The organism is Kitasatospora sp. NPDC087861 (genome assembly GCF_044742585.1).
Classification (GTDB): Bacteria; Actinomycetota; Actinomycetes; order Streptomycetales; family Streptomycetaceae; genus Kitasatospora.
The window spans coordinates 37,129-58,408 of record NZ_JBIUUS010000016.1 but is presented as its reverse complement, the minus strand read 5'-3'; the positions used below and the strand labels follow the sequence as shown (position 1 = coordinate 58,408).

The following is a 21,280-nucleotide window of genomic DNA, read 5'->3' as shown; positions in this document are numbered from 1 at the left end:
TAGTTTGTACGGTTTTCAGCCGAAGGATGGCGCGACCAGCGACCAGCGACCGGCGGACGGCGCGCGGCAAGCGGCTACCGCCCCGCGCCCACCGGCTCCAGCAAGCCGTCCGGCTCCAGCAGCCCGTCCGCCGCCCGCTCCCGCCGCCACATGGCGTGCAGCCGCCCGTCCTCGTCCGCGACCAGCTCCGACCAGCGGCCGCGCTCGGCGACCCGGCCGCCGTCCAGCACCAGCACCTCGTCGACCGTGGTGTCGTCCAGTCCGGCCAGCCGGTGGGTGATCAGCACCGTGGTGCGGCCCTCGGTGGCGGCCAGCAGGTCGGCGGTGAGCGCGTCGGCGGTGGGCAGGTCGAGGTGTTCGGCGGGCTCGTCCAGGACGAGCACCGGGAAGTCCGCGAGCAGTGCCCGGGCGAGCGCGAGCCGCTGCCGCTGGCCGCCGGAGAGCCGGGCGCCGTGCTCGCCGACCATGGTGTCCAGGCCGTCGGGCAGGGTCTGCGTCCAGTCCAGCAGCCGGGCCCCGGCGAGCGCGGCGCGCAGCTCGTCCTCGGCGGCGCCCGGCCGGGCCAGCCGCAGGTTCTCCCGCAGCGAGCTGTCGAAGACGTGGGCGTCCTGCGCGCACAGCCCGATCACCCGGCGGACGTCCTCGCCCGCGAGCGAGCGACTGTCCACAGCCTGTGGACGGTCCGCGGCGAAGGTGACGTCGCCCGCGCCCGGCTCCAGGAACCGCAGCAGCGCCTGGGCCAGGGTGGTCTTGCCGGAGCCGGACGGGCCGACCACGGCGATCCGGCGGCCGGGGGCGAGGTCGAGGTCCACCTCGGCCAGCGCGTCCACGGCCTGCCCGGGGTGCCGGACGGTCAGCCCGCGCACCGCGATCGGCAGCGGCCGCTCGGGCAGCGCCACGGGATCCGAAGGCTCGGCCACCAGGGTTTCGGCAGCCAGCACCTCGTCGAGCCGGGCCTGCGCGGCCCGGCTGCGCTGGCGGGCCTGGACGGCCAGCGGCATCCCCGTGACGGCCTCGAAGGCGGCCAGCGGCGTGAGCACGACCAGCGCCAGGCAGACCGGCGCCAGCGCCCCGCCGCGCACCCCCTGGATGCCGACGGCCGCCGCGGCGGTCACGGTCAGCCCGGTGAGCAGCGCGATCAACCCGGTGCCGAGCGCGGTGGTGGCGGCCGAGCGGGCGGCCAGCCGGGTGAGCGCGGCGTCGGCGGTGCGGACGGCGGCCAGCCGGCCGGGCAGCGCGCCGGCCACGGTGAGTTCGGCGGTGCCGGTGAAGGCGTCCACGACGGTGGTGGCGAGCCGCCCGCGCGCCGGGGCCTGCCGCCGTTCGGCGCCGGCCGACCAGCGGGCGGCCAGCGCGGGCACCACCGCGCCCGCGAGCAGCAGCCCGAGCCCGAGCACGACCCCGGCGGCGGGCAGGAAGGCGCCCAGCGCGACCGTCGCGACCAGCGAGACCACGCCCGCCACGGCGGCCGGCAGCCGCCAGCGCAGGTGGTGGTCCTGGATCGCGTCGACGTCGGCGACCAGTCTGGAGAGCAGGTCGCCGCGCCGGAAGGCGGGCAGCCCGGCCGGGGCGAGCACGGTCAGCCGCCGGTAGACGGCGGCCCGCAGGGTGCCGAGGGTGCGCAGCACGGCGTCGTGCGAGACCAGCCGCTCCGCGTAGCGGAAGACGCTGCGGCCGATGCCGAAGGCCCGCACCGAGGTGACGGCCATCATCAGGTAGAGCACCGGCGGCATCTCGGAGGCCCGGGAGATCAGGTAGCCGGAGGTGGCCATCAGCGCGACGGCGCAGCCGAGGGCGAGCGCGCCGAGCAGGACCGACAGCGCCAGCCGGGGGGTGGCGGCGGCCGCCGCGGGCTCGTCCTCCGCCTCGGCGGGGGCGGGCGTCGGCCGCCCGCTGTGCGAGAGCCGCTCGACGGGAGCGGCGGCCGGCGCGGCGGCGCCCGCCAGCCGGACCCGCTGGTCGGCGACGGCCAGCAGCGCCGGCCGGTGCGCGACGATCAGCACGGTGCGCGCCGGGTCCTCGGCGAGGGCCCGGACGGCGTCCACCACGGCGGCCTCGGAGGCGCCGTCCAGGCTCGCGGTCGGCTCGTCGAGCAGGATCAGCGGCCGGTCGTCGGCGAGCAGGACCCGGGCGAGCGCGAGCCGCTGCCGCTGGCCGGCCGAGAGCCCGGCGCCGTCCTCGCCGAGCGGCGCGTCCAGCCGGCTGACGAAGTCGAGCGCGTGCGCGGCCCGCAGCGCCGTCCACAGCTGCTCGTCGGTGGCCTGCGGGCGGTAGAGCCGCAGGTTCTCGGCGACCGTCCCGGCGAACAGGTGCGGGTGCTGCGGCACCCAGGCGATCTGCCGCCGCCAGCTCTCCGGCTCCAGTTCGGCCAGGTCGTACGTCCGCCCGTCGGCGGCGGTGATCCGGACGGTGCCGGCGTCGGGGTCGGTGAGCCCGAGCAGGACGGCGAGCAGGGTGGACTTGCCGGCCCCGCTCGGGCCGGTGAGGGCGGTGGTGGCGCCCGGGCGCAGGGTCAGCGCGGCGCCGTCCAGCGCGGGTTCGGTCCGCCCGGGGTGTCGCACGACCAGGTCGGAGACGGCGACGACCGCCCCGGCGAGGGCGGGCGCGGGCACCGTGCCGGCGGCGGGCAGCGGGGTCTCCAGCACCTGGAAGATCTCGTCGGCGGCGGTCAGCCCCTCCACGCTGGAGTGGTAGAGCGCGCCGACCTGGCGGATCGGAACGTACACCTCGGGGGCGAGGACCAGGATCAGCAGCCCGGTCTCCAGGTCGAGCGTGCCGTCGACCAGCCGGAAGCCGACGGTGACCGCGACCAGCGCGACCGACAGGGTGGAGAGCAGTTCCAGCGCGAAGGAGGAGATGAAGGCGATCCGCAGGGTGCGCAGGGTGGCCCGGCGGTAGTCGGCGGTGATCCGGGCGATGGTGGCGGCCTGGGCGCGGGCCCGGTTGAACACCTTGAGGGTCGGCAGCCCGGCGACCACGTCCAAGAAGTGGTGCGAGAGCCGGGACAGGGTGTCCCACTGCCGGTCCATCCGGGACTGGGTGGCCATCCCGATCAGCACCATGAACAGCGGGATCAGCGGGAGCGTCCCGGCGATGATCGCGGCCGAGGTGAAGTCGGCGCCGACGATCCGCAGCAGGACGATCACCGGGACGACCACGGCGAGCGCCAACTGCGGCAGGTAGCGGGCGAAGTAGTCGTCGAGGGCGTCGACGCCGCGGGTGGCGAGGGTGGTGAGTTCGCCGGTGCGCCGGCCCGCCAGGTAGGCCGGGCCGAGCGCGGTGGCGTGGTCGAGCAGCCGGCGCCGCAGGGTGGACTTCACCCGGGCGACGGATCGGTGCGCGGTGAGTTCGGTGAGCCAGCCGACCAGCCCGCGCCCGACGGCCGTCAGGGCGAGCAGCAGCAGTGGCGTGGTCAGCTCGCCGAGGGTCGCCTGGCGCTGGAAGGCGCGGACGACGATCTCGGCGATCAGACTCGCCTGGGCGACCACCAGGGCCGCGCCCGCCCCGCCGAGCAGGACCGATCCGGCGAGGAAGGCACGGGTGGTGCGGGCGTACCCGAGGAGTCGGGGGTCGACCGGCTGCACGGCGTCAGGCCTGGTCGAGCGCGGCGGCCGGGTCGTGCCCGGGGATGTGCTGGACGCCGATGCGCTTGCGGAACACCCAGTACGTCCAGCCCTGGTAGAGCAGCACGAGCGGGGTGAACACCGCGGCCACGATGGTCATCAGCTTCAGCGTGTACGGCGAGGAGGCCGCGTTGCTCACCGTCAGGCTCCAGCCCTCGTTGAGGGTGGACGGCATGACGTTCGGGAAGAGCGCCAGGAAGAGCATCGCGACGGCGGCGACGATGGTCGCCCCGGAGAGGATGAACGCCCAGCCCTCGCGGCCGAGTTGGTTGGCCGCCAGCGCGCCGACCAGGGCCAGCACGGCGATGACCAGGGCGGCCAGGCTGCGGCCGTTGCCGTTGTCGGCCTGCGTCCAGCACAGGAAGGCCAGCGCCAGCACCGCGGACACCACGCCCACCCGCAGGGCGGTCGCCCGGGCCCGGTCACGGATCCCGCCGACCGTCTTGAGCGCCGCGAACACCGCGCCGTGGAAGGTGAACAGGCTGAGCGTCACCAGGCCGCCGAGGAGCGCGTACGGGTTGAGCAGGTCCCAGAAGGTGCCGACGTAGTTCTTCTGCGCGTCGATGTCGACGCCGCGCACGATGTTGGCGAAGGCCACGCCCCACAGGAAGGCCGGGAGCAGCGAGGTCCAGAAGATGGCCTCCTCCCAGTTGCGCTGCCAGCGCGCGCCGTCGCGCTTGGCCCGGTACTCGAAGGCCACGCCGCGCACGATCAGGCAGACCAGGATGATCAGCAGCGGGATGTAGAAGCCGCTGAACAGGGTCGCGTACCAGTCCGGGAAGGCCGCGAAGGTGGCGCCGCCGGCGGTCAGCAGCCAGACCTCGTTGCCGTCCCAGACCGGGCCGATGGTGTTGATCAGCACCCGCCGCTCGGCGGTGTTGCGGGCGAGCGGCTTGGTCAGGATGCCGATTCCGAAGTCGAAGCCCTCCAGGAAGAAGTAGCCGATCCACAGGACCGCGATCAGTACGAACCAGACGTCGTGGAGTTGCATGTCAGATCCCCTGTGGTCCTCAGTAGGCGAAGGCGAGAGGCTTGTCGGCGTCGTCGTCCGAGGACGGTCCGCGCAGGGACGGGTCCTTGGCGGGCGGCTGCTCCGTCACCACCGGACCGGCCTTGGCGTACTTGACCAGCAGCCGGACCTCGACGACGGCGAGGATCGCGTACAGCAGGGTGAAGGTGGTCAGCGCGCCGATCTGGGTGCCGACGCTCACGTTGGGGGAGACCGCGCTGGCGGTGGTCATCAGACCGAAGACGGCCCAGGGTTGACGGCCCATCTCGGTGAAGATCCAGCCGAAGCTGTTGGCGATCAGCGGGAAGCCCATGGTCAGGATGCCGATCCGCCAGCTCCACTTGGTGAGGAACGGGCCCAGCTCCCGCCGGGGGGTGAGCATCAGCCGGGGCACCTCGGTCTCGCCGGTGCGGAACTCGGGGTGCAGGAACTTCTTGCGCCGGGTGGTCCAGAGCCCGATCAGGCCGGCCACGAAGGAGGTCATCCCGAAGCCGATCATGAGGCGGAAGCCCCAGTAGGTGACGAAGATGCTCGGGATGTAGTCCTTGGGGTCCCCGCCGAACTTGGCGGCCTCGGCGGCCGCGGTGTCGTTGATGCCGGGGACGGAGGAGTTGAAGTCGCTGTGGGCGAGGAAGGAGAGTATCCCGGGGATCTCCAGCTCGACCGAGTTGTGGCCCTTGCTGACGTCGCCGACCGCGAAGATCGAGAACGGCGCCGGCGACTGGGTGTCCCACAGGGCCTCGGCGGCGGCCATCTTCATCGGCTGCTGCTCGAACATCACCTTGGCGAGCGAGTCGCCGCTGAGCGCGGTGCCGGCGCCGAAGACCACGGCGAGCACCAGGCCGAGCCGCAGCGAGGTGCGCATCACGGCGGTCTTCTTGGGGTCGGCGCTCTCCGGCCTGCGCTTGGCCTTCCAGAGGTGGAAGGAGGCGATGCCGACCATGAAGGCCGCGCCGGTGAGGAAGGCGGCGGTCAGGGTGTGCGCCACGACGGTGAGGGTGGTGTTCTGGAACAGCACCTTGGCGATGTCGGTGAGCTGGGCCTTGCCGGTGGCCGGGTCGATCGAGTAGCCGACCGGGTGCTGCATCCAGGAGTTGGCCGCCAGGATGAAGTAGGCGGAGAGCACGGTGCCGAGGGCGACCATCCACATGCAGGCGCAGTGCAGCTTCTTCGGCAGCTTGTCCCAGCCGAAGATCCACAGGCCGATGAAGGTGGACTCGAAGAAGAAGGCGATCAGCGCCTCCATCGCGAGCGGGGCACCGAAGACGTCACCGACGAAGCGGGAGTAGTCGGACCAGTTCATGCCGAACTGGAATTCCTGGACGATGCCGGTGACCACGCCCATCGCGATGTTGATCAGGAAGAGCTTCCCCCAGAACTTGGTGGCGTGGAAGTACTTCTCCTTGTTCGTCCGCACCCAGGCGGTCTCCAGCCCGGCCACGATCGCGGCCAGGCTGATGGTGAGCGGCACGAAGAGGAAGTGGTAGACGGTGGTGATGCCGAATTGCCATCGCGCGATGGTCTCGTGAGCGATTGCCAGTTCCACGTCGCCCTCTCTCCAACCTGCCCCATTTCAGGGCACATTCCGGACAAACTTCATCTAAAGCCGTAGACCGCTGCCTAACCACGCAAGCTTGTCCGCTTGTGAACGTGAACACGTTCACAAGGAGCAGTATCCATCATGCTTACGGATGAATCGAGGGCGGGGTGGGTTTCGCCGGCGATGCGGTGCGTGACGGTGCGCACAGTCTGCGGAGCCACCCGCCCCGGCGACAACGAACGGCCGGGCAGCCGCGGGCGCGATCTTGGACGAACCGGCGCTTGACAGGGCTGAGCTGGGCAGAACAGTCAGGGGCGGGGCAGAACAACCAGGGCCTGGGTGTCAGCGGCTCCCGTACGGCCGGGTCTCCGGTCGAGCCGCCAACAGGCCTGGCGGCGGGGCCGGTTCGGGTATCGGCGGGCGGCGGCGGGCGGCGGTAATTCCGGGCGGGCGGCCGTCCGGCCGTGCCAGACTCGGCCGCATGCGGACGATCATCGCGGACATGGCCGAGCGGCTGGTGCGGGTCCCCGGCGTGGTCGGCGTGGCGCTCGGCGGCAGCCGGGCCCGCGGCGAGCACCGGCCCGACTCCGACTGGGACCTGGGCGTCTACTACCGGGGCCGCCTCGACCTCGCCGCCCTGCGCACGCTGGCCGGGCCGGACGTCGAGGTGGCCGGGCCCGGTGGCTGGGGCCCGTGGGTCGACGGCGGCGCCTGGCTCACCGTGGACGGCACCGCCGTCGACTGGATCCTGCGCGACCTGGACCGGGTCGGGCGGGTCTGGGCGGACTGCCGGGAGGGCCGCTACGAGGTCGGCATCCAGGCCGGGCACCCGCTCGACTTCTGGTCCCCCTGCTACGCCGGGGAGCTCGCCCTCGGGCAGGTCCTCGCCGACCCGAGCGGCGAACTCACCAGGCTCCGGGCCACCATGGCGGTCTACCCGGAGGCGCTGCGGACGGCGCTCACCGGGGCCACCTGGGAGGCCGAGTTCCTCACCGCGGGAGCGGCCAAGGGCGCCGCCGCCGGGGACGTCCTGTACGTCGCGCTCTGCCTCTCCCGCGCCGTCGGCGTGCTGGTCCAGGCCCTGCACGCGGACGCCCGGCGCTGGTGCCTCAACGAGAAGGGCGCCCTGCCCGCCACCCCGCCCTGGTTCGCCCGGCGCGCCGGGGCCCTGCTGTCGGGCCTCGGCGCCGGGCCCGCGGCCCTGACCGCCACCGTCGCCGAGGCCCGCACCCTGGTCGCCGACACCGTGGCGGCGCTGCGGGAGGAGTAACCACTAAGCCCGGCCGAGGAGTTGGCTTCCCGGGGTGGAGTCGGCGCGGGCGGTGAAGAACTCGGTGAAGCCGTGCAGGAACTCCTCCATGGTGATCCGGCCGTCCCCGTCCACATCCAACTGGCGGAACCCGTGGGAGAGTTCGGCCGGGTGGACGCGCGGCCCGCCGAACACCGCCCGGTACTCGTCGGCCTCCAGGAAGCCGCTGCCGTCGGTGTCCGCGGCGGTGAACACGGCCCGTAGTGCGGGCAGCAACCCCTGCTCCAGGTAGGCCGGGTCGCGGTCGCAGCCGGCGAGGGTGGCCGCCACGAACTCCTCCCGGCTGACCTGGCCGTCCCCGTTGGCGTCCATGGCCACGCGCAGCTGCTCCCACCAGCCGTCGAAGGCCTCGTACACCCGGGCCTCGGCGGCCTCGTCCAGGTCCAGCTGCCAGCACACGTTGTGCGCCATCGCCCGCAGGTCGTGCACGGTGATGAAGCCGTCGCCGGTCTGGTCCAGCACCTCGCGGAAGAAGCGGTCGAGCCGGGGTTCGCGGGTGTCCCGGCGCGGCGGACGCCAGCGGGACGGGCCGTGCTGCTCCGGGGAGCGGTAGCGCAGCCGGTCCGGCAGCAGGGGCACGGCGGCACCGGCGCCGCGGTGCAGCAGCCAGGACAGCAGCGCGGCCCGCCGCGTCCGGACCAACCCGAACCGCTCCCGCACCGCCGGCGGCAGGTCCGCCACCGTCAGCGCGGTGATCACCCGGGCCACCACCGCCCGCACCAGCCGCCAGCCGGCGTCGCCGAGGAACCAGAGCCGGCGCGGCCGCGGCGCCTCGTGCAGGATGTCGAACAGCAGGTAGCGCGCTGCCTCGGTGAACTCCAGCCGCTCGCGCGCCATCCGGGCGAAGTAGTCCGGCAACTCGGCCACGCTGCCCGGCAGTTCACTCTCGGGCAGGTCGAAGGCCGCGACCGTACTGGTGAACTCCTCGTACGCCAGCTCCAGTTGCGCCGCGTCGTACGGGTCCCCGCCCAGCCGCCGCATGGCGGCCACGCACTCGAAGAGCGTCAGCAGTACCCACGCCCTGGTCGCCGCGTCCCTGGCGTCGTACGACCGCCCGTCCGGCGCCGTCCCGCGGATCCGCTTGTGCGCCCGGTCCAGCCGCGCGACCTCCCGCCGCAGCGCCTCCGCGTCCTGGTAGAACAGCCGCCGCCCGCTCCCCAGCGTGTGCTCCACCCGCCGCCACGGATGCGCCTGGTACGTCGAGTGCTCCGCCATCCCGGCCCCCACCACCGGATCCGCCGCCTGCAGCACCAGCAGCCGCCAGGCGACCAGCGCGATCCGCCACTCGGACAGATCCCGCCGGAACGACACCACCGGGTCAGCCACGGCGCTCGCCGGTGATCCCGGGCCCGACCACGAACCCCTTCGCGGGGCCCTCCGGGATCACGGCCTCCTCGCCGTACGGGACCCGGGTCGAGGAGGCGTACGACCCGCGCTCGGGGTCCGGACCGCTGAGGACGGTCACGGCACCGCCGTCGTCGTAGTCGTCGATGATCACATACACCGGAATGCCGGCGGCGGCGTAGGCACGGTGTTTGAGGACGTGGTCGCGGCGGCGGTTCTCAGCGCCAGGCGAGACGGTCTCGACGACAAGAGTGACACCGGAAGCAAGCAGGCCCTTGCCCTCCGGATGGTCGATCTCCTCGATGTCCCTCCGGGCGACGAACACGTCGGGGATGAGCACCTTGAACCCGTCGATGACATTGCAGTCGTTTCCCGGCCTCCAGTCACCGCCGCGCAGGTGAACGAACAGATCTTCCAAGACCCGGTTGTTGACATCGAAATGGCGGCTGCTGCCGGTGGGTGACAACGTGATCGTCCCCTCGATGATCTCCGCTCGGAAGCCCTCGGGCACATCCATGGACTTCCACGCCTGCCACAACTGCTGGTCCAGGTTCACGACGGTCCTCTCGGCGACGAGCACGCTCATTGGGACACCTCTTTCCCGTCCAGTGTGATCAGCCTGCGCGAGCCCGCACAAGCAACGGCAGCACGGTCGCACACGACCGGGGGGCCGACCGGGTGAACGGCGACGGGTTCACCCGATCGGGGCGTTTCGGGCCCGGAGACGCGAAACCGCAGGGCGGGCCGGGAGGGGGCCTGCCCTGCGGTGCGGGGTGCTGTGGGGTTCGCGGCCTCCTCCCGAGCGGGCGCGAACCGGGTGGGTCAGGAGCCGGGTGGGTCAGGAGGTGGAGCGGGCCGGCTTGCGGCGGGAGACGTAGAGGGCGGCGGCGCCGAGGCTGATGGCGAGGCCGGAGCCGAGGGCGAGGTACGGGGTGGCCGGGGTGGAACCGGTCTCGGCGAGTTCGGTGGACGAGCCGGTGGTCGCCTTGGCCGTGGTGGCGGTCGTCGACTTGGCCTGGGTGCTCGCGGTGGTCGCCTTGGTGCCGGTGCCGGTGTTGGTGTTGTTGGTGGTGTTGGTGGTGGTGGTCGCGGTGGTGTCCGAGACCGGGGTGACGGCGGCGGGCTGCTCAACCGGCTTCTCGGTCGGGGCCGGGGCGGGCTGCTCGACCGGCTTCTCGCTCGGCTTCTCGACCGGCTTCTCGGCGGCGGCCTTGGCGTCGGCGAGGGCCTTGTCCGCGGTGGCCTTCGCGGCGGCCGCGGTCTTGGTGGCCTCCTGCTGCGCGGCGAGCTTGCGCAGCACCGCGACCTTGGCGTCGTCCAGTGCCGTGCCGGCGGCGGTCGCGGCGGCCTTGGCCTTGGTGTCCGCGTCGGTGGCGGCGTTGGCGGCGTCGAACGCCGCCAGCATCCGCACCCTGGCCGCTTCCAACTCCTCCGGCTTCGCGGAGCGGTACGCGGCCGAGGCCTCCACGGCTTCGTTGTAGGTCTTCTCGTGGGCCGCGGCGGCCGTCTTGGCGGCGGCCTGGGCCTCCTGGAGCTTGCCGAGGTAGGGCTGCGGGTTGTCCATGAAGGCCTTGACCTCGGCCTGCCCGGCGGCCTCGGCGGCGACGGCAGCCTGGTAGGCCTTGGCCGCGTCGGCGGCGGCCTTCTCCAGGGCGGCGATCGAGCCGGTGTCGTTCTGGGCCGCCGGAGCCGACTCCGCGAAGGCGGGTGCCGCGGAGAGCATGGCTGCGGGCGAGATCACGGCGGCGACGAGGGCGGCCGAGACCAGCGTACGGCGGAGTTTCACGATGACCCCTTTCGGGTCGGTAGGAAAGCAAAAGCCGTGTGCCGGGCGGTGGTTGACGGCCCGACGGGGATGATCATAGGCACACGGATTCTTTACTCTCCATGCCGACTTCCGGCAAGGAAAAGCGCCTCTTATTGCCTGGTCAGCAAGGGAATTGACGAGTCGACAATGACTTTACGAAACCCGGTCACCGTTGGTGGGCAGTTCGACCCGGAACGTGGCGCCCGCACCGGGGACGGTGTCCAGGGTGAGGGTGCCGCCGTGCGCGCGGGTGAGCGCGGTGGCGATGGCGAGGCCGAGTCCGGCGCCGCCGCCGTCGTGCCGGCTGCGCGAGGCGTCGACCCGGTAGAAGCGGTCGAAGACCCGCTGTGCCTGCCCCTCGGTGAGGCCCGGTCCGGCGTCGGCGACCTCCAGCAGGCAGACGCCGCCCGCGCCGCCGACCCCGATCCGCACCGGGGTGCCGGGCGGGGTGTGCTTGACCGCGTTGCCGACCAGGTTGGTGACCACCTGGCGGAGCCGGGCCTCGTCGCCGAGGACCGGGGCCGCGCCGGGGGCGCCGGTGCCGGACGGGCCGGTGAGCGCGACCGGCCGGGTCGGGTCGAGGGCGGTGAGGTCGTGCAGCGCGTCCGCCGCGAGGGTGCGCAGGTCCATCGGGGCGAGGTCGAGCGGGCGCTCCTCGTCGAGCCGGGCGAGCACCAGCAGGTCCTCGACCAGGGCGCCCATCCGGACGGCCTCGCTCTCGATCCGGGTCATGGTGCGCTTGACGTCCGCGTCGGTGGGCAGCGCGCCCATCCGGTAGAGCTCGGTGAAGCCGCGGATCCCGGCGAGCGGGGTGCGCAGCTCGTGCGAGGCGTCGGCGACGAACCGCCGCATCCGGGCCTCGGATTCGGCACGGGCGGCGAAGGCGGCCTCGATCTGGGTGAGCATGCCGTTGAGCGCGATGGACAGCCGCCCGACCTCGGTGCCGGGGGAGAGTTCCGGCATCCGGTGGGAGAGTTCGCCGGCGGCGATCCGCGCGGCTCCCGCCTCGATCCGCCGCAGTGGCCGCAGTCCGGCCCGGACGGCGAAGAAGCCGAGCGCGGCGATCAGCACCAGGACGGCGCCGCCGATCGCCAGGAAGGAGGAGCGCAGCCTGCCGATGGTGGCGTCGATGTCCTCGCGGGAGACGGCCACCATGACGTAGGTCGCGGTGGTGGCCGGCGAGGCGTACTCGCTGGGGTTCGCGGCGGCGGTCCGGGGCGCCTGGAGCGGCAGGACGAGCACCCGCCAACTGTGGTGGCCGCGCTGGTCGGGCAGGTCGAAGGGGACGTCGGGGGCGGTGCGGGTCGGGTCGAGTCCGGCCAGTTGGGGCGCCGGGTCGGTGTCCGAGACGGGCTGGCGCATGACGGCCTGCACCTTGCCGTCCGAGGAGAGGTACTGGACCAGGTACTGGCTGGGCAGGGTGCTGCGCTTGGCGGTGACGGCGGGCCGCCCGGCGTCCGGGGTGCCGACCCGCACCGGGCCCTTGCGGGACAGCGGCAGCCCGTACCGCTGGAGCTGCTCGTCGAGTTGCTCGACCAGCTGCATCCGGACGGTGCCGAGCACGACGGTGTCGCTGACCGCCAGCCCGGTGGTGACCAGCACGAGCGCGAGCACCAGCAGCCGGGCGCGCAGGGACAGCCGGAAGGGGGAGAACCGGGCGAACACGGGGCGGACCGGTCAGCCCTGCGGGGGGCGGCGCAGCGCGTAGCCGATGCCGCGCACGGTGTGGATCAGCTTGGGGCCGTGGGCCGGGCCGGAGTCGAGCTTGCGGCGCAGGTAGGAGATGTAGGACTCGACGATGGAGAGGTCACCGCCGAAGTCGTAGGCCCAGACGTGGTCGAGGATCTGCGCCTTGGAGACGACCCGGCCGACGTTGGCCATCAGGTAGTGCAGCAGCTTGAACTCGGTCGGGGACAGCGCGACGGGGACGCCGGCGCGGGTGACCTCGTGGGCGACCGGGTCGAGGCTGAGGTCGGCGACGATCAGCCGGCCGTCCTCGGCGGGCCCGCCGGAGCGGCGCAGGATCGCGCGGATCCGGGCGATCAGCTCCTCCAGGCTGAACGGCTTGGTGACGTAGTCGTCGGCGCCGGCGGCGAGGCCCTGGACCTTGTCGCCGACGCCGTCCTTGGCGGTGAGGAAGAGCACCGGGAGGTGGTCGCCGGGGTGGCCGTGCGCGGGCCCGGCGATCTGGCCGCGGCTGGTCCGCTCGCGCAGCTTCTCGACGACGGTGAAGCCGTCGAGGTCGGGGAGCATCACGTCGAGGACGACGAGGTCGGGGCGTTCGGCGGCGATCAGGTCGAGCGCCTCGGTGCCGCTGGCGGCGGAGGCGACCCGGAAGCCGGAGAAGCGCAGCGAGGCGGCGAGCAGTTCGCGGATGTTGGGCTCGTCGTCCACGACGAGGAGGAAGGCCTCGCCCGGGCCGCCGGCCACCGTGGGCCCGCCTGGTGTGGTGACAGTGCCTTGCACGGGGGTTCTGCCTCCCGGTCGGACGATGGCGTTCAGCATGAGGCTAGCCCCCGGAGGCTATGCGGCATGGATGAATGTTGGATTAACACCTTATCGGTCGGTTTTGGGGTGACAAGCCCTCCGGCGTGGGCTGGGTGGTGTGCGCACGGACGGGGCGCCCGGTGAGCGTCGACGGCCGGGACGTGGAGGCCAGCAGTCCGGCGACGATCCACAGCGCGAGGTTCATGGTCTCTCTCCCTAGCGGGGTTGTACGTGGGGGGTGTGGGGGGGCGTGGGGCTTCGGTCAGGCGGCCGTGTCGGTCGATCAGCCGTGCTGGCCGGGCTGGTAGTCGCCGGCGGGCATCTTGAGCATGACGTTCCCGCGCAGCCCCTGGCCGAAGACACCTTCGACTACGGCGTGAAGGGTGCCAGCGGGCTGACCAAACTCCACTTCCGCCTCAAGGAGCCGACCGAGCGACGCGACGGGATCGCGCTCCCCCCGCAGTTCACCCTGACGCTCCACCCCGGCTCCGTTTTCTTCATGCCGCTGTCCACCAACCGCCTGTACACGCATGAAATCCGGCCCTCGACATTGGCCGCCGAATTGCTCCCGACCCGCCTGGGATACGTGGTGCGCTGTTCGAGCGCCGAAGCCGTTCACAAGAACGGCCACACGTTCCTCAAAGCGGCCGGAGATCTGGTGCGGCTGGGGCCACCCACACCGGCCGGCATGAACGAGCTGCGCAGGCTGTACGCCGAGGAGAACAGGACCTCGTCCTTCATTGACTACGGCGACGAATTTCCCTTCAGCATGAACACGGGAGACTACAGTGCCCCCCGAGCCTAGGATCTCGGATGAGATCCTCTCGTACACTCTGCCGACCGAGGGGAACCTCTTTGCGGAGCTGTCCGCATCGACTCTCCTGGAAGACGTGGGAAAGGGCCGGCGAGGCGCCACGCTCACCAAGATCGACGAGGCGGACGACGTGCCTCTCGTACGTACCACCACTCGATACAGCAGCCCGCCGCAGCGCTTCCGGGCGGTCCACGAACGACTGGCGCACCAGATTCAGGAACGTGCGGCGCTTTCGGTCGGCTTCAACAACGCCCTCATCGAGACCTACACGAACGCTTACACGACCATGGGCAGCCATTCCGACCAGGCCCTCGATCTGGCCGACGAGTCGTTCATCGCCGTCTTCTCCTGCTACCAACATCCCGAAGCGAGCTCGCCGAGGAAGCTGATCTTCGAATCGAAGGGGTCCGGTGGCGAGAAGTTCGAGATCCCCCTCTCCCACCACAGTATCGTCGCGTTTTCTGTCGACTCGAATCGGCGACTCAGGCACAAGATCGTGGCAGACAAACCCGTCCAGACGGCGGATAACCAATGGCTGGGCATAACCTTTCGAACGTCAAAGACCTTCGTCCGGTTTCACGACGGACATGCACACCTCCCGCAGGGTGCGCGCCTCATGCCGGCCGACGATGAGCAGAGGCGCGAGTTCTACCAACTACGGCGCCGAGAGAACAAGGAAACGGACTTCATCTACCCCCTGCTGACGTACACCATCAGCGAGAGCGATCTGATGCCGCCGGCCTGACCTTGAGGGCTTGTGACCCACAAGCCCTGTCAGGTCCACCATTGCCCCCTCGATCGCTCGGTGTCGTCATGAGGTTTCCCAAGCCGGCCATGACAGGGCAAGAGATTCACATTGTGACTGGTCGAGGTAGTTGTCACCCGGGGCGCCCTACGACCTGCGCGTTCGCCTCGCCGTGGTCGCGCTAGCTGTCACCAAGTGGTCGAGATTGTTGTCACCTGCCTCGCCTGGTCACGGCGGTTGTCACCGCCCGGGCAGCGAACCGGCTGGTCAAGGCCGGCGCTCCAACCTGGCGGGTGACGACCGCCGTGTGCATCACCAGAGCACTACGCCGGCCTGACGCCCCAGGAGACGCAGATCGTCCGCTTCGCCGCCCAGGGGATGTCCAACCGGGACATCGCCGCCCAGCTCTTCCTGAGCTCGCGAACGGTCGGCTACCACCTCTACAAGGCCTATCCGAAGCTCGGCGTCGGCTTGCGCGGGGAACTGGCGGCGCTGGTCTGACGGCGTTGGTCTGACGGCCTTGGTCTAAAAAAACCGGTTGCGAGGGAGCGCGGCCCAGATCACGATGTGCGGCATGTACCTGTGCTGACGACTGCCACGTAGCAACTCACCCCTACGCGATCGACCTCTGCGCCGGGCCACCGGCCGCGCGCTGAGGCGACGACACGCGCGCTCACGCGATCGACCGCCCTCGGCGCTCGGCCATGTGGCCATGCGGCCATGTCCCGAGGCGATGAGACGCGCTGTCGCGAGTTGCCACGGAGAGACACGACCTGTTGCGCGATCGACCTCGGGACGCCCGCCATGCGGCCACCCGCCCCGAGGCGATGACACGCGCCCTCGTGAGCACTCGTCAGATCCCAGGAGCCCCGGCCGATCCAGCCGATCCGGCCTGCGCGCGTTCCTGCTGAACCAGGAAACAGACCACCATGCATACCGAACGCAAGGCCCGCTGGGCCGTGCGCCAGTCCGCGCTGCCCACCGTCGTCCGCAGCTGCCCGGACTGCTCCAGCACGCGGCACCGGCCCTCGGGCAAGATCCGTGTAAACGCCAACGGCAAGCTCCTCGACGTCTGGCTGCTGCTCAGCTGCGCGGGCTGCGACCGGACGTCGAAGGTGCCCGTCCACGAGCGCGTCCACACGTCGTCGCTGGAACCCGCCCGCAGGGAGGCGTACGAGAACAACGACCTCGCCGTGGTGCGGGAACTGACGATGAGTGCGTCGCTCGCCGCCAAGAACGGCTACAGCCTGGACTGGAGCGGCACCTGGGAGCTGGAGGCACGCACGCCGCTCCACGCGATCGACGATCCGACCCCGCTGACGGTGCTGGTGAGCTTCGAGCTGCCGGTCCCGGTCCGGGTCGAACGCCTGCTCATGTCCGGCCTCGGCCTCAGCCGCAGCCGGGTCCGCCGGATGGTCGCGGACGGCCGCATCCGCCTGCCGCTCGCCCCGGACGCCAAGACGCGCCGCGACTTCGAGCTGACGGTCCACGCCCCGGCGGCGACCCTGGCTCAGCTCGCGGCTCCGGTCGCGGCGACGCGGCGGGAGGCGGTGCGCGAACTCGGCGCCGCCGACGCCGTCGAGGCGCCGCTGCGCCTGTCGCGCGCGGTGTCCGGGGCGTAGGCCGAAGGCTCGGTGCGGGGCGGTACCCGCGCGCGGCTCACGGACTCGCCGTTCGTGAGCCGCGCGGCGGGCTCCCGCGTGGTAGGTCCAGCCTCCTCCGACGACGCAGTCCGGGGTGCCGCAACGGTGGCGGCAGGCGATGATCGGAGCGTGACCGGCACCCCGAGCGTCCCCACGCCCGACGGCAGGATCGTCGCCATCGACGCAGGTCACGCATGGTTGTCGGCGGCCCCTTGCGGAGTGCGATGGGCCGCCGGGTTCCCGGGTGGCTTCGGTGCAGGAAGTCGGGCCGGCCGACTTCCTGTACCGAGGGGGGCTCCGCCGGCGCCGTGGCTCCCGATCAGGACGGGCGCCGTCACCGGCAGGGCGGGGCAGGGCGAGGGGGCGGGTGGACGGCGGGCCGGGCGGGGCGGGTTCGGGGGTCCAAGCCGTACGCAACCTTTCGGCCCGCTCACGGCATCAAAGAGGTGTCAGGGTCGCGAGAGGGGGGCGTCGGGGGGCGGAGCCACGGATGCGCGCGGTCACCGTCGGCGGAGTCGCCCGGGCCACGCCACCGGGGGAGCCGAATCAACAGCAGGTGGCCCGAATTCTTTATTGCGTTCATTTGGTGCGTATGCGATTTGACGTGCTGGAGTCGAATTCCGGCATCTGTTGCACAGCCGTGACAGCCTCGCACGAAAAATCGTTCGCCCCCCGGGGTGCGAGGGCTAGCATTCCGAGATGGAATCGAACCTCCCTCCGATATGGAATTCCTCCGATAGCGCGGCTCCCCGCCCGGCCCGCAATGGGCCGCTTCGGCTGGCCCGCTTCGGTGCGACGTTCCTGGGTGTGAGTGTGGTGTCCGGAGTCATGCTGGCAGGCCTCGCCCTGCCCGCCGTCGGCGGCATCGGGCTGACCGCCAAGGGCACGGCGGAGGGCTTCGAGGACATCCCCAACGACTTCAAGACCCCGCCGCTCACCCAGGCGACGCAGATCTTCGACGCCAAGGGCGGCCTGATCGCCAAGGTGTACGAGCGGGACCGCACGGTGATACCCGCCGAGCAGATGTCCCCGCTGATGCGCCAGGCGCAGGTCGACATCGAGGACGCCCGGTTCTACGAGCACGGCGCCGTCGACCTCAAGGGCGTGGTCCGCGCGATCGGCAAGAACGCCGAGAGCGGCACCGCCTCACAGGGCGCCTCGACGCTGACCCAGCAGTACGTGAAGAACGTCAACGTCGAGAAGGCCGGCGAGGACCAGGCCGCCGTCCTGGAGGCGCAGCGCAAGACCCTGGGCCGCAAGATCCAGGAGCTCAAGGTCGCGATCAAGCTGGAGGAGGACCTGTCGAAGGACCAGATCCTCACCAACTACCTCAACATCACGTACTACGGGAACGGCGCCTACGGCGTGGAGGCCGCCTCCCAGCGCTACTTCAGCAAGAGCAACAAGGACCTGACCGTCCCCGAGGCCGCCACCCTGGCCGGGTTGGTGCAGAACCCGTCCCAGTACGACCCGAAGCTGCACCCGCAGGCCGCGCAGAAGCGCCGGGACACCGTCATCGACAAGATGGTCGAGAACAAGCACATCACCGCGGACCAGGCCAAGGAGGCGAAGGCCGCCCCGCTGGGCCTCAACTTCAAGGCCCCGCAGAACGGTTGCATCACCGCCCAGGCCGGCATGGGCTTCTTCTGCGACTACGTCCGGCGCGTGGTCAAGCAGGACCCGGCCTTCGGCCAGAACGCCGCCGACCGCAAGAAGTTCTGGGACCAGGGCGGCCTGAACATCTACACCACCCTCGACCCGGACAAGCAGGCCGCCGCCCAGAACGCGGTGAGCACCAACGTGCGGACCACCGACAGCGTCTCGGCCGCCGCCACCATGGTCGAGCCGGGCACCGGCAAGATCCTCGCCATGGCCCAGACCCGCCCGTACGGCCTGGACACGAACAAGAACCAGACCGTCGTCAACCTCAACGTCGACGCGGCGATGGGCGGCGGCAACGGCTTCCAGCCCGGCTCGACCTTCAAGCCGGTCGTCGCGGCCGCGGCACTGGAGGCGGGCCTGCCGGCGACCCAGGAGTACTCGGCTCCGAACAAGCTCGAGTACCCGACGATGAAGACCTGCGAGGGGACCTGGAAGAACCAGGCCCGGCCCAAGACGGTGGTGCCCAACGAATCCGCGAGCGAGAAGGGCCCCTACCAGCTGAAGCAGGCGATGGCGCTCTCGGTCAACACGTACTTCGTGCAGATGGAGGAGGAGATCGGCCTCTGCGCGGTCAAGCAGATGGCCAACAAGCTTGGCGTGACCAACAAGGCCAGCGGCAAGCCGCTGGAAGAGGTCCCCGCGATGGCCCTGGGTGTGGAGGAGATGAGCCCGCTGACCATGGCCAACATCTACGCGACCTTCGCCGCCCAGGGCACGCACTGCGCCCCGATCGCCATCAACAAGATCACCACCGTGGACGGCAAGGACGTCCCCGTCCCGGCCGGCCAGTGCGAGAAGGCGTTCTCCGACGACACGGCGCGGGCAATGAACACCGTCCTGAACGGCGTGACCGAGAACAACGGCACCGGCGCGGCGCTCAGCCTGGAGGACAACCGGCAGATCGCCGGCAAGACCGGCACCTCGGATCGCAAGCGGGCCGCCTGGTTCAGCGGTTACACCCCGCAGCTCGCCACCTCGGTCTGGCTCGGCGGCCCCGACGGCGGCGTCGAGATGCGCAACATCACCATCAACGGGAAGTACCACACCGAGGTGTTCGGCGCCGACGGCCCCGGACCGATCTGGCGGGACGCCATGAACCAGGCCCTGCGCGGCACGCCCAAGCAGTCCCTGCCGATGGCCGACATCCCCGACCCGGCCCCCAAGACCGACCCCAACGCCAACCAGACCGGCGGAGCCACGCCCCCGGCCGACCCGAACGCCCAGCAGCACTGACAGCGGTCACACCGGCGGCCCCTTGCGAACAGCAAGGGGCCGCCGGAACGATTCGCTACGCGCCGGGGAGGAGGTGGTCGAACTCGCCGGCCTTCGCGCCCTGGAGGAACGCGGAGAACTTGCGGGCAGTGGTGCGGACGATGACGTCGCCCTCGTCGGACTCGCGGAGTTCGATCAGCCCGGCGACAGTACGTACCTCGACGCATGCGTTGCTTGAGCCGGAGTAACTGGACTTCTGCCATGCGGGGCTATTCATGATTGCCCTCTATCTCCTTCTTGATGGATCGGATGAAGTCTCGCGAGTCCTCTTCCGAGAGGGCTACGGACCCCATGCGGACGAGGATCTCGCGGTAACTTGCCAGGTCGGAGGGAGCGTCGAAGAGTGGGCACCCAAAGCTGATGTCGATCTGCACGGTGTCCAACTCGGGAACCGGGCCCTCCGTGTAGACGAAGTTCTCGCTGGGGCCGGGCAACGACTCGATGCTGAACGGCACGACTCGGACTGAGATCCCCGGGCTCTCGGAGTCGTCGATGAGGACACCGAGCTGTTCGGCAAGCGCCTCCGGCCCGCTGAACTGCATGCGTAGTGCGGCTTCATGGATGAACGCCGTGTAGGGCGTCCCACCTGCCCGGATGATCTGCTGCCTCCGCAGACGGAAGGCCAACCGGAGGTCAACGTCAGAGCGCGGAAGTGGCGGGATCGCCCGAGCGAATACTGAAGCCGCATAGGCAGGCGTCTGAAGCAGCCCAGGCATGAAGGTAAGCGAGAAGGTGGAAATCCGCCGGGCATGGGCCTCGATCGCGGCCACATCAAGCAGGTCGGTGGTCAGGTTGCGGCTGTACTCCTCCCACCAGCCGGTCTCCCGCTCCCTGGTCATGGCTTCGAGCGCACCGATCAAGGGTTCGTTGGCACACATGCAGGCCGCCGCGATCTCGCGCAGGCGCTCCGGGGCGACAGCGGACTTCCCGTTCTCCATCTGGGTCACCAGGGCAGGCGTCACCCCGAGCAACCGGGCGAGGTGGCTGCCACCGAAGCCAGCTTGCTCTCGCATCCTCCGCAGTTCGGTGCCAAGACGGCGCTGACGGAGGGTTGGGGTTCGAAGGGCCATGGCGTCCTCTCTGCAAGTCCAGGAGCCAGTGTCCCACTGAAGGAGGAACCTTCCCACATTCGAATTAACTTTAAGAGCGGATGCGCTATGGTCGGTCACAGATCGATCCGACGGATCGTCAGAACTGCCTGTTCCCTGGGCAGTAGACGACTGATCTCTCCACACCGCCGCCTCATGGAGGTTCCCGTGTGCACCCGCAACACCCCCTCGCTCACCCTCACCCGACAGGCCCTCCGGGACGCCCTGACCCGCTCCGGCTGGGACCCCGAGACCATCTTCAACGCCGAACTCGCCCTCTCCGAGCTGCTCGTCAACGCCTGGCGCCACGGCGCCACCCCCGCGCCCGTCGTCTACTTCTCCCTCCTCGGCTGCACCCTCCGGGTCTGCGTCTCGGACGAGAACGACGCGATCCCCCAGGAGCAGACCCCCGCCGGCACCGCCGAGACCGGCCGAGGCCTCCAGCTCATCGAAGGCCTCACCCACCGCTGGGGCGTGGACCCCCAGAAGCGCGGCAAAATCGTCTGGTATGAGCTGGACTCCGCCGCGTGAGCACCGCCCGCGAACCCATCGCGCCGGACGACCCCCGGATGCGCGACTACACCCAGCCCCAACTCATCGCCCTGCTCGGCGAAGTGCACCGGCGCGGACGCTCCTACGGCCTCCTCTGGGGTTCCGCCTTCCCCCACGAGACCACCCTCGACGGCCGCATCCTCGTCGACTTCGGCAACGCCCCCGTGAGCACTCTGCTGAACCTCCTCCACCTGCTCCGCGACGCGGAACGGAACGAGGCGTGGGAGTGCTGAACTTCCTCGTCGGCGCGGCCCTCGTCACCCTCCTCGCGCTCGCGATCGTCATCGTGGCCCTCGGTGTGATCGCGACGCTCAGGATGCCGCGCCCCGACGACCGCGACGAACAGCGCTGAGCACATGCGAAGGCCCTCGCCCCAGGGATGGGC

The 21,280-nt window shown here is 70.9% G+C and carries 17 protein-coding genes and 2 pseudogenes; 9 read left to right on the top strand and 10 right to left on the bottom strand.

From position 1 onward, the window contains the following. Window positions 1-74 precede the first annotated feature (74 nt). From cydD to ACIOJE_RS22585, 3 genes are read right to left on the bottom strand one after another with little or no spacing between them, the layout of a single operon-like run. The gene (gene cydD, locus ACIOJE_RS22595; protein ID WP_400778240.1) at window positions 75-3,584 is read right to left on the bottom strand and encodes a thiol reductant ABC exporter subunit CydD; all 3,510 of its coding nucleotides are present in this window, start codon (window positions 3,582-3,584) and stop codon (window positions 75-77) included. Between the two features lie 4 nt (window positions 3,585-3,588). Beyond that, on the bottom strand, window positions 3,589-4,614 hold the full coding sequence (gene cydB / locus ACIOJE_RS22590) for a cytochrome d ubiquinol oxidase subunit II (protein WP_280673976.1): 1,026 nt from the start codon (window positions 4,612-4,614) through the stop codon (window positions 3,589-3,591). Window positions 4,615-4,633: 19 nt separating this feature from the next. After that, window positions 4,634-6,178: a cytochrome ubiquinol oxidase subunit I gene (locus tag ACIOJE_RS22585; RefSeq protein ID WP_400778236.1), complete on the bottom strand. Its 1,545-nt coding sequence runs from the start codon at window positions 6,176-6,178 to the stop codon at window positions 4,634-4,636. Window positions 6,179-6,653: 475 nt separating this feature from the next. Between ACIOJE_RS22585 and ACIOJE_RS22580 the strand changes: the two genes are divergently transcribed. After that, window positions 6,654-7,442 carry a nucleotidyltransferase domain-containing protein gene (locus ACIOJE_RS22580; protein ID WP_400778234.1) on the top strand — a complete coding sequence of 263 codons (789 nt, stop codon included), beginning with the start codon at window positions 6,654-6,656 and terminating at the stop codon, window positions 7,440-7,442. A gap of 3 nt (window positions 7,443-7,445) precedes the next feature. Here the strand turns inward: ACIOJE_RS22580 and ACIOJE_RS22575 are convergent, their stop codons facing one another. The 5 genes from ACIOJE_RS22575 to ACIOJE_RS22555 form a co-directional block, all read right to left on the bottom strand. Beyond that, window positions 7,446-8,807, bottom strand: coding sequence for an EF-hand domain-containing protein (locus ACIOJE_RS22575; RefSeq protein WP_280673973.1), 1,362 nt, complete (start codon window positions 8,805-8,807; stop codon window positions 7,446-7,448). Then, window positions 8,800-9,411, bottom strand: coding sequence for a Uma2 family endonuclease (locus tag ACIOJE_RS22570; protein ID WP_280673972.1), 612 nt, complete (start codon window positions 9,409-9,411; stop codon window positions 8,800-8,802). Before ACIOJE_RS22570 ends, ACIOJE_RS22575 begins: the two co-directional genes overlap by 8 nt. Before the next feature lie 252 nt (window positions 9,412-9,663). Then, window positions 9,664-10,611, bottom strand: a complete 948-nt coding sequence (locus ACIOJE_RS22565) for an LAETG motif-containing sortase-dependent surface protein (protein ID WP_400778229.1) — start codon at window positions 10,609-10,611, stop codon at window positions 9,664-9,666. 174 nt (window positions 10,612-10,785) lie between these two features. Then, on the bottom strand, window positions 10,786-12,297 hold the full coding sequence (locus ACIOJE_RS22560; protein ID WP_400778227.1) for a sensor histidine kinase: 1,512 nt from the start codon (window positions 12,295-12,297) through the stop codon (window positions 10,786-10,788). A 12-nt stretch (window positions 12,298-12,309) separates the two neighbouring features. Further along, window positions 12,310-13,098 carry a response regulator transcription factor gene (locus ACIOJE_RS22555; RefSeq protein WP_400778224.1) on the bottom strand — a complete coding sequence of 263 codons (789 nt, stop codon included), beginning with the start codon at window positions 13,096-13,098 and terminating at the stop codon, window positions 12,310-12,312. 364 nt (window positions 13,099-13,462) lie between these two features. Here ACIOJE_RS22555 and ACIOJE_RS22550 point away from each other — a divergent pair. From ACIOJE_RS22550 to ACIOJE_RS22530, 5 genes and pseudogenes are all read left to right on the top strand, one after another. Next, a pseudogene (locus tag ACIOJE_RS22550) lies at window positions 13,463-13,924 on the top strand (hypothetical protein); the annotation flags it as partial. Next, on the top strand, window positions 13,908-14,678 hold the full coding sequence (locus ACIOJE_RS22545) for a hypothetical protein (RefSeq protein ID WP_400778221.1): 771 nt from the start codon (window positions 13,908-13,910) through the stop codon (window positions 14,676-14,678). The pseudogene ACIOJE_RS22550 and the gene ACIOJE_RS22545, both read left to right, overlap by 17 nt. A 330-nt stretch (window positions 14,679-15,008) precedes the next feature. After that, window positions 15,009-15,179 (top strand): annotated as a pseudogene (locus tag ACIOJE_RS22540) (helix-turn-helix transcriptional regulator); the annotation flags it as partial. A 428-nt stretch (window positions 15,180-15,607) separates the two neighbouring features. Next, window positions 15,608-16,300 (top strand): DUF1062 domain-containing protein, encoded by a 693-nt coding sequence (locus tag ACIOJE_RS22535; RefSeq protein WP_400778218.1) that lies wholly within the window; start codon window positions 15,608-15,610, stop codon window positions 16,298-16,300. 849 nt (window positions 16,301-17,149) lie between these two features. Beyond that, complete coding sequence (locus ACIOJE_RS22530) at window positions 17,150-19,216, top strand: transglycosylase domain-containing protein (RefSeq protein WP_400778215.1); 2,067 nt, start codon at window positions 17,150-17,152, stop codon at window positions 19,214-19,216. 55 nt (window positions 19,217-19,271) lie between these two features. On the opposite strand, the gene ACIOJE_RS22525 is transcribed toward ACIOJE_RS22530, so the two are convergent. Continuing rightward, window positions 19,272-19,472: a DUF397 domain-containing protein gene (locus ACIOJE_RS22525; protein WP_400664991.1), complete on the bottom strand. Its 201-nt coding sequence runs from the start codon at window positions 19,470-19,472 to the stop codon at window positions 19,272-19,274. Beyond that, window positions 19,465-20,325, bottom strand: a complete 861-nt coding sequence (locus ACIOJE_RS22520; RefSeq protein ID WP_280673962.1) for a helix-turn-helix transcriptional regulator — start codon at window positions 20,323-20,325, stop codon at window positions 19,465-19,467. The genes ACIOJE_RS22525 and ACIOJE_RS22520 overlap by 8 nt, the downstream gene beginning before the upstream one ends. Window positions 20,326-20,511: 186 nt before the next feature. Here ACIOJE_RS22520 and ACIOJE_RS22515 point away from each other — a divergent pair, with 186 nt between their 5' ends. The 3 genes from ACIOJE_RS22515 to ACIOJE_RS22505 are packed head-to-tail and all read left to right on the top strand — an operon-like array spanning window position 20,512 to window position 21,247. After that, window positions 20,512-20,874 carry an ATP-binding protein gene (locus tag ACIOJE_RS22515; protein WP_280673961.1) on the top strand — a complete coding sequence of 121 codons (363 nt, stop codon included), beginning with the start codon at window positions 20,512-20,514 and terminating at the stop codon, window positions 20,872-20,874. Beyond that, window positions 20,871-21,128 carry a hypothetical protein gene (locus ACIOJE_RS22510; RefSeq protein WP_400778211.1) on the top strand — a complete coding sequence of 86 codons (258 nt, stop codon included), beginning with the start codon at window positions 20,871-20,873 and terminating at the stop codon, window positions 21,126-21,128. The genes ACIOJE_RS22515 and ACIOJE_RS22510 overlap by 4 nt, the downstream gene beginning before the upstream one ends. Beyond that, entirely contained in the window at window positions 21,122-21,247 is a 126-nt protein-coding gene (locus ACIOJE_RS22505; protein WP_400778209.1) for a hypothetical protein, read from the top strand. The genes ACIOJE_RS22510 and ACIOJE_RS22505 overlap by 7 nt, the downstream gene beginning before the upstream one ends. The last annotated feature ends 33 nt before the right edge of the window (window positions 21,248-21,280 follow it).

Bases quoted from the DNA above. Each gene is read 5' to 3' on its own strand.
- ACIOJE_RS22520 (WP_280673962.1), bottom strand. From the start codon at position 20,325: ATGGCCCTTCGAACCCCAACCCTCCGTCAGCGCCGTCTTGGCACCGAA.
- cydB (WP_280673976.1), bottom strand. From the start codon at position 4,614: ATGCAACTCCACGACGTCTGGTTCGTACTGATCGCGGTCCTGTGGATC.
- ACIOJE_RS22580 (WP_400778234.1), top strand. From the start codon at position 6,654: ATGCGGACGATCATCGCGGACATGGCCGAGCGGCTGGTGCGGGTCCCC.
- ACIOJE_RS22570 (WP_280673972.1), bottom strand. From the start codon at position 9,411: ATGAGCGTGCTCGTCGCCGAGAGGACCGTCGTGAACCTGGACCAGCAG.
- ACIOJE_RS22535 (WP_400778218.1), top strand. From the start codon at position 15,608: ATGCATACCGAACGCAAGGCCCGCTGGGCCGTGCGCCAGTCCGCGCTG.
- ACIOJE_RS22530 (WP_400778215.1), top strand. From the start codon at position 17,150: ATGCTGGCAGGCCTCGCCCTGCCCGCCGTCGGCGGCATCGGGCTGACC.
- ACIOJE_RS22525 (WP_400664991.1), bottom strand. From the start codon at position 19,472: ATGAATAGCCCCGCATGGCAGAAGTCCAGTTACTCCGGCTCAAGCAAC.